Source organism: Mycobacterium sp. TH-M11 (genome assembly GCF_057473725.1).
Genome location: NZ_JBYCLD010000431.1, coordinates 1 through 6,702, shown reverse-complemented (window position 1 = coordinate 6,702; position 6,702 = coordinate 1). Strand labels below are relative to the sequence as shown.

The following is a 6,702-nucleotide window of genomic DNA, read 5'->3' as shown; positions in this document are numbered from 1 at the left end:
CGACTTCCGCCGACAGGGTCAAATCCTCGGCGACCTGGACGGCGTGCACCATCGTCGTTCCGACTTTGCCCTTGGACCCCAGCACAGCTACTCGCATGTCTTCACCCTAGATCGTGCCGACTTTATCCACAGTTGCGCCGTTGTCCACAGATGTCCGGCAATACGCCGTCCAGACGACCCCAGATGGGCGGAGGCTGACATAGCCTTTCGAACATGCATGCGATTACGGCGGCCCTCGACGCGCTGGACGCCGCCGTGACCACAATCAACAAGCTCGACTTCGCCGCGGCCGATCCGATTACCCGCCTGCACGCGCTCGAACGTCTCGAGACGGCGCGGCGTCGCCAGCTCGTCACAGGCCACGATCTTGTCGCCGGCCTTGCCCACGAGGACCCTGCCGACGTCGGCGGGCCGGTCCACAAGGTGATCGCCGACTGGCTCCGGATCAGCTGCGCAGACGTTCGCCGCCGTCTCCGCGAGGCCCAGCAGTTGCGACCGCGCACCACGATCACGGGCGAGACGTTGCCACCGGCGCTGCCCGCGACGGCCCAGGTCTGGAGAGACGGGCTGCTCGATCCGCAGCACCTCAAGGTGATCCAGACGTTCGTTCGCGACCTGCCATCGGACACACCGCCCGACACAGTCGAGGATGCGGAGCGGTTCCTGGCGGAACAGGCGACCGCGCTGCGGCCCGACCAGTTGGAGAAGGTGGCGAATCGTTGCGCGGTGTTGATCAATCCCGACGGCAAGTTCTCCGACATCGATCGAGCCCGCCAGCGCGGGTTCACCTGGTCGCCGCAGCGCTCTGACGGAATGAGCGTCGGCAAGTTGGTGGCTTCGCCGGAGCTGCGCGCCAATCTCGACGCGTGGCTGGCGCGGTTCGCCGCACCCGGTACAAGCAACACCAAGGCTGAAAATTCCTGCGCCACCGACGAACCCGATACGCGCAGCCATGCTCAGCGGCAGCACGATGCACTCAACGCTCTGGTGAGCCGTCAACTGGGTGATCCGAAACTCGGGCAGCACAACGGACTGCCGGTCACCATGATCGTGTCGACCACTTTGCAGGAACTCAGCGCAGCGGCCGGTCACGCTGTCACCGGCGGCGGGACTGTCCTGCCGATGCGTGACCTCATTCGCATGGCCAGCCGCGCCTACCACTATCTTGCGGTATTCGACGGCCATCAAGACCGGCCACTGTACTTGGGCCGGGCACGTCGAATAGCCTCGGCAGACCAGCGACTGGTCCTCTACGCCAAAGACCGAGGCTGCACTGCTCCGGGCTGCGACGTCCCCGCCTATTGGACCGAAGTCCATCATGACAACGACTGGGCTCGTGGCGGCCGGACAGACGTCGACCAGCTGACATTGGCGTGTAAACCCCACCACAGAATGGTTGATAACGGCTGGCGGACAATAAAACTCGGCAACGTCGGCAATACGCAGTGGATCCCGCCCGCCCATCTCGATCACGGACAAAAGCGGCGCAATGATTATCATCATCCCGAAAGATTCATCGGCAAGCGATTTTCACACCGCTGAAGATGTCAACCTGCGTCTTTGTCACCATACGTTCACCCGGCAGAATCACTGGATCGGGACGTAGCTTGACGAAAGGACCTCGAGCATGAGGATCAGCCGCGGCCTGGCCGCTGGAGCGATGTTCGCCGGTGTCGCCCTGTTAGCGACGGCCCCAGTGTCCTCGGCGGACCCGCTGAACGGCCACTACATCGAAACCGAAACCTTCCCCGACGGTCACGAAGTGCGCAGCGACTGGTACATCTCCCCCTGCGGGGACGGCTGCGTCACCATCAAGGACCTGGGTCAAGCCAATTTGATCGACAATCAGTGGGTGTTAGACGGCAAGGGCGGGGTGTCCTGTGAACAGGGCGGCGACATCCGCGACGCAATCACGTTCCACTACACCTGGGACCCGAACACCCTGGACGGCAACGTGCAGATCACCAACAACGTGGCAGCCTGCGGCAACCCGGCGGGCTACCAGGAAAACAACAGGCTGCATCTTGCCCCGGCGCCCTAAGCGTCGATCACCAGGCGGCCGCTAGCGGCCCGGGAAACGCACACCAACATCTCGCCGTCCGCTTCTGCAGTACGGCCACGTCGGTCGACGTGCCCGCCGAGCACTTTGACCTTGCAGGTTCCGCAGAAGCCTTGCCGACAGGAGTACGCCGCGGTCGGGTCGACGTCGAGCATGACGTCGAGGGCCGAACGATTGGCGGGCACTTCCAGAACCCGTCCGGAGCGGGCGAGTTCGATTTCGAACGGGATGCCGTCGATCACGGGCGGCGGACTGAACCGCTCGTAGTGCAGCGGTGCGTTCGCGTGCTCCTTGCGCGCAGCTCGCACGGACTCGAGCATCCCGGTCGGTCCGCACACATAGACCGCGGTCGTCTCCGTGGCATCGACGAGTAGGTCATCGGCGGTGGCAAATCGCCCCCGCTCGTCATCGGCCCAGACGGTGACCCGGTCGGCGTCCAGCGACAACACCTCGTCAAGCAGCGGCATGTATTCGCGGCTGCGGCCGGCATAGACTGCGCGCCAGTTCATTCCGCGCTGTTGCGCAGCGCGCATCATCGAAAGGATCGGCGTCACCCCGATTCCACCGATCACAAACAGCACGTCACGCTCGTCACCGCCGAGATAGAACGCATTGCGGGGACCTTCAAACACCAGGATGTCGCCGACATGAAACGCCTCATGCATCTCGATCGACCCACCGCCGCCACCGGCGATGCGGCGCACCGCAATTCGATAGTCGATGCGCCGCCCGGGTGCCCCACACAGCGAATACTGGCGCCGACGGCCCGATGGTAGTTGCACGTCGATGTGACTGCCGGGTGTCCACGACGGCAGCAGGCCGCCGTCGGGGTCGGCGAACGTCAGCGCGACCACGTCCGGGCTTAGCTGGTCGCGTCGGGTGATCACCGCTCTGTGCGTGCGGCCCACCGGCAACACGCGGGACGGCTCCCAGCGGCTCGCCAGCGAAAACCCGCTCAGTGCCGCGACCATGCCCCAGACCGCCGTATACAGCCGGTCACGTTTACGGCGACCGTAGATGTCTGCGGGCCTGCTGGCCCAAATGCCCTCCGACACAACGCCTCAAGGCCGGAGGTCGTAGCGGGCCAGTAACCGGATCAGCGACGGGCTGATGCGCCGCATCACGTAGCCGACCCGTGACTCCGCCGCGATCGGCACCACTGGCGAGCCCTTCTTGACAGCCTTGACGATGGCCTTGGCGGTGGCTTCCGGCGTGAAGTTGCGACGACGGTAGGCAACATCAGCTTTGCGCCGGGCGCTGTCCTGTTCGGCGGCGGTCATACCGGCGTAGACGGTGCTCTTGGCGATGTTGGTGTTGACGAATCCCGGACACACCGCGGTGACGGTGATGCCGTCGTCGGCCAAATCCGCCCGCAGCGATTCGCTGAACGCCAATACCGCGGCTTTCGTTGTGCCATAGGCGATCATCGACTTCGACGGTAGAAACGCCGCTGCCGACGAAACATTGATGATGCTGCCGCCCTGGCCACGGTCGACCATCTGCGCGGCGAACGCCCGGCTTCCGTTGAGCACACCACGTAGGTTCACCCCCAAGATGGTGTCCCAGTGCGCGGGAGTGGTCTCCAGGAATCGGCCGGCCATCCCAATGCCGGCGTTGTTCACCAGGATATCGACCACCCCATGGTCGTTGTGGACTTGTGCGGCAAGCGCATTGACTGCTTCCGTGTCGCTGACATCGGTCTGGTACGCCGCTGCGGCGGCGCCGGCTTCGCGCACTGCGGCGGCGGTCTCTTGCGCCGCAGCCAGATCCCGGTCGACGATCACGACGGTGTCGGCGCCCTGCCGGGCCAACTCGATCGCGGTGGCCCGACCGATGCCGGCACCCGCCCCGGTGACCAGCGCGAGCTTGCCCTGCACGGCACGGGCCCCGGACTGCACGGTACCGGCGATCGCCAGTGCGGCACCGTCGACGTGCCGGTCGATCCATTCGCCGGCCAGTCGCGCGACGACGTCGGGGCGCGCGGTCACCACCCAGTGGCCGCCCTCGATCGGAACGACCCTGCTGCCCAACGGAATTGAGCCGGTGAAGCGCTGCAATGCCGGGGTGACGAACATATCCATTCGCGGTGCCAGCACCTGCACCGGAACGGTGGTGTGCGGCAGCGTCGCTGCGGGAGCCAAAAAAGGCCCGGGCATATTCGCGCGGTACAGATTGAGCCCATTGAGGTAATCACGGGTCGACCGCACCGGATCGCCCGGCCTGGTCTGCGTGCTGGCGTTGCCGATCCGGCCCAACGCCTCGACGAGTTTGACGCCTACCCCCGCCCGGACCAGTAGCTCCGGCAGGCCCGGGGTGAGGAAGAACCAGATGTAGCCCGAGGCCAGTAGCTGCCGGAGCACGCCGGCCAGACCGCGTGGGGACCGTGCCGAGCGCAGGAACTTGCCCGCATAGTGCAGGTGCGGACCGGAGATGGAGGTGAACGAGGCCACTTTGGTCATCACCGTCTCGTCAGTGACCGCGGCCCAGGATTGGATCGAACCCCAGTCATGCGCCAGCAGGTGGACGCGGTCGACACCCAGACTGTCGATGACCGCGCCGATGTCGGAAACCAGTTGGGCGAAGCGGTAATCCGCGCACTTGCCCGGGCGTGCCGATTCTCCGGCTCCGCGCACGTCGTAGGCTATGACGTTGTAGCGGTCCACAAGATGCTCCGCGACGCCGTCCCACAGGTGGTGGTTGTCGGGGTAGCCGTGCACAGCCAGCACCGTCGGCCGGGCAAGGTCGATCTCGGTGTAGGCGTATACCGCCAGCCTGACGCCGTCAGAGGCGGTCACGGTGCTGCGGGTCGGCGCCCGGAAACTGTTGGCCGAAGCGGTGGTCATCGGATCCTCTCGGCTCAGCGCGAGGCGCGGGCGGCAGGCGAGATCGCCAGGTAGTCAACCGCTTTCTCGACCCCGCCGAGCTGCGACGGGTGAAAACGTGGAAGGTAGTAAGCGGCGATCACCCGGATGAAGCGCATCGGACCCGGCATCAATCCGCGTTGCGCGGCGGTGAAGTAGTCTCGCCAGCGCGGTCTCACCCCCGGCGAGACCTGCCTGTCGATGGAGTACATGAACCGGAGCCCACGCACCCACAGCACGAACATCATCGGCGTGACGATCAGCTGGGTGCGGACTTGTCGCAGATATCCGGCCCGCAGGTGTTTCATCAGGTCGAAGGCCACCGCTTTGTGTTCGACTTCTTCGGCGCCGTGCCAGCGGAGCATGTCCAGCATCACCGGGTCTGCTCCGGCAGCGTCGAGCTCAGGCGTGTCGAGAATCCACTCACCCAGGATCGCGGTGTAGTGCTCGATCGCCGAAACCAGCGCGACTCGCTCAAGCAGCCAGGCGCGCTGCCGCCGCACGCTCCACCGTGGCCGGTCGCCCAGCAGCTTCGCGAACAGCCAGGTGATCTGATCGGTGAACGGCGTCACGTCGACGTTGTTGGCGGCGAAGTACTCCTGCACACCGGTATGAGCCTGGGCATGCATCGCTTCCTGGCCGATGAATCCCTGCACATCGAGGCGCAGCTGGTCGTCCTTGATCAGTGGTAGTGCCTGCTTGAACAGATCGACGAAGAACTCCTCGCCGGCCGGTAACAGCAGGTGCAGCACGTTGAGCATGTGTGTGGTGAAGGGCTCGCGGGGCACATAGTGAAACGGAAGTTCCGCCCAGTCGAAGGCGACGTCGCGCGCTTCGAGGACCAATCGCTCGTGATCTGACCCGGCCTCGCCACCTTGCAGGTGCGGACCGACAGCCTCGTCGCTAACCGTGAACATTGGCAGAATCATACCCGGTACCGCCGGTATCGACAGGACCCCACGATCAGACCGGGGCGGCACCCCGCAAATGCTCGAAGATGAGCGACGTCTGGGTGCCCGCGACGTCGGCATCGGCATTGAGGTTCTCCACGACGAACGACCGCAGGTCTTCGGTGTCGCGGGCCGCGACATGCAGAATGAAGTCGTCGGTACCGGCAAGGAAGTAGACGTCCATAACCTGCGGCCGGCGCCGAATCTGTTGAATGAAGTCGCGAATCCTACCGCGGGCGTGGGACTGCAGGCTAACCGAAATCATCGCCTGCAGAGGCAGTCCCAGCGCGGCAGGATCGATGTCGGCATAAAAACCGCGGATGACCCCGGACTCCAGCAGTCGGCGAACCCGACCGTGGCACGTCGATGCGGCGATGCCGACTTCTGCGGCCAGTGCGCTGTTGGTCATCCGAGCATCGGCATGCAGCAGACTCAGGATGCGTCGGTCGACACGATCCAGGTCGGCCGGCCGAAGATCCTTCGCATGCGGGGGGATGGGGTGCGGATTGTCCGATTTTTCTTCGGCCATATATGGATTATATCGCTACTTTTACGACGTCTTTGCATATTCACTGAAGCTTATTCACAATTGGTGGTATGCGTGTGGGCGTTCCGACCGAAGTCAAGAACAACGAGTTCCGGGTTGCAATCACTCCGTCCGGCGTCGCCGAACTGACCAGCCGCGGGCACGAGGTCCTGATCCAGACCGGGGCGGGCGAAGGCTCGGCGATCACCGACAGCGATTTCAAAGCCGCAGGTGCACAACTGGTTTCCAGTGCCGACAGCGTTTGGGCCGATGCCGATTTGGTGCTCAAAGTCAAAGAGCCGACAG

6 protein-coding genes and 2 pseudogenes are annotated in these 6,702 nt (G+C 64.5%); 3 read left to right on the top strand and 5 right to left on the bottom strand.

The genetic code is table 11. The annotated features are described in order from the left end of the window. Positions 1-97, bottom strand: a pseudogene (locus AC2VOG_RS17005) (4-hydroxy-tetrahydrodipicolinate reductase); the annotation flags it as partial. A 116-nt stretch (positions 98-213) separates the two neighbouring features. On the opposite strand from AC2VOG_RS17005, the gene AC2VOG_RS17000 reads away from it, so the two are divergent. Then, positions 214-1,542 (top strand): HNH endonuclease signature motif containing protein, encoded by a 1,329-nt coding sequence (locus AC2VOG_RS17000; protein ID WP_486941029.1) that lies wholly within the window; start codon positions 214-216, stop codon positions 1,540-1,542. An 85-nt stretch (positions 1,543-1,627) separates the two neighbouring features. Then, a complete protein-coding gene (locus AC2VOG_RS16995) occupies positions 1,628-2,041 on the top strand; it encodes a hypothetical protein (RefSeq protein WP_486941028.1) in 414 nt (137 codons plus the stop codon). Here the strand turns inward: AC2VOG_RS16995 and AC2VOG_RS16990 are convergent. The 4 genes from AC2VOG_RS16990 to aldR are packed head-to-tail and all read right to left on the bottom strand — an operon-like array spanning position 2,038 to position 6,399. After that, positions 2,038-3,114, bottom strand: coding sequence for a PDR/VanB family oxidoreductase (locus AC2VOG_RS16990; RefSeq protein ID WP_486941027.1), 1,077 nt, complete (start codon positions 3,112-3,114; stop codon positions 2,038-2,040). The two genes, AC2VOG_RS16995 and AC2VOG_RS16990, sit on opposite strands and share 4 nt — an antisense overlap. 6 nt (positions 3,115-3,120) lie before the next feature. Further along, on the bottom strand, positions 3,121-4,902 hold the full coding sequence (locus AC2VOG_RS16985) for an SDR family oxidoreductase (RefSeq protein WP_486941026.1): 1,782 nt from the start codon (positions 4,900-4,902) through the stop codon (positions 3,121-3,123). Between the two features lie 14 nt (positions 4,903-4,916). After that, entirely contained in the window at positions 4,917-5,837 is a 921-nt protein-coding gene (locus AC2VOG_RS16980) for a metal-dependent hydrolase (RefSeq protein WP_486941025.1), read from the bottom strand. Between the two features lie 46 nt (positions 5,838-5,883). Then, positions 5,884-6,399, bottom strand: a complete 516-nt coding sequence (aldR, locus tag AC2VOG_RS16975; protein ID WP_486941024.1) for an HTH-type transcriptional regulator AldR — start codon at positions 6,397-6,399, stop codon at positions 5,884-5,886. A 68-nt stretch (positions 6,400-6,467) separates the two neighbouring features. Here aldR and AC2VOG_RS16970 point away from each other — a divergent pair. Further along, positions 6,468-6,702: pseudogene (locus AC2VOG_RS16970) on the top strand (alanine dehydrogenase); the annotation flags it as partial.

Excerpts from the sequence above, each read along its gene's own strand:
- AC2VOG_RS16995 (WP_486941028.1), top strand. The coding sequence starts at position 1,628 with ATGAGGATCAGCCGCGGCCTGGCCGCTGGAGCGATGTTCGCCGGTGTC.
- AC2VOG_RS16980 (WP_486941025.1), bottom strand. The coding sequence starts at position 5,837 with ATGTTCACGGTTAGCGACGAGGCTGTCGGTCCGCACCTGCAAGGTGGC.
- aldR (WP_486941024.1), bottom strand. The coding sequence starts at position 6,399 with ATGGCCGAAGAAAAATCGGACAATCCGCACCCCATCCCCCCGCATGCG.
- AC2VOG_RS17000 (WP_486941029.1), top strand. The coding sequence starts at position 214 with ATGCATGCGATTACGGCGGCCCTCGACGCGCTGGACGCCGCCGTGACC.
- AC2VOG_RS16985 (WP_486941026.1), bottom strand. The coding sequence starts at position 4,902 with ATGACCACCGCTTCGGCCAACAGTTTCCGGGCGCCGACCCGCAGCACC.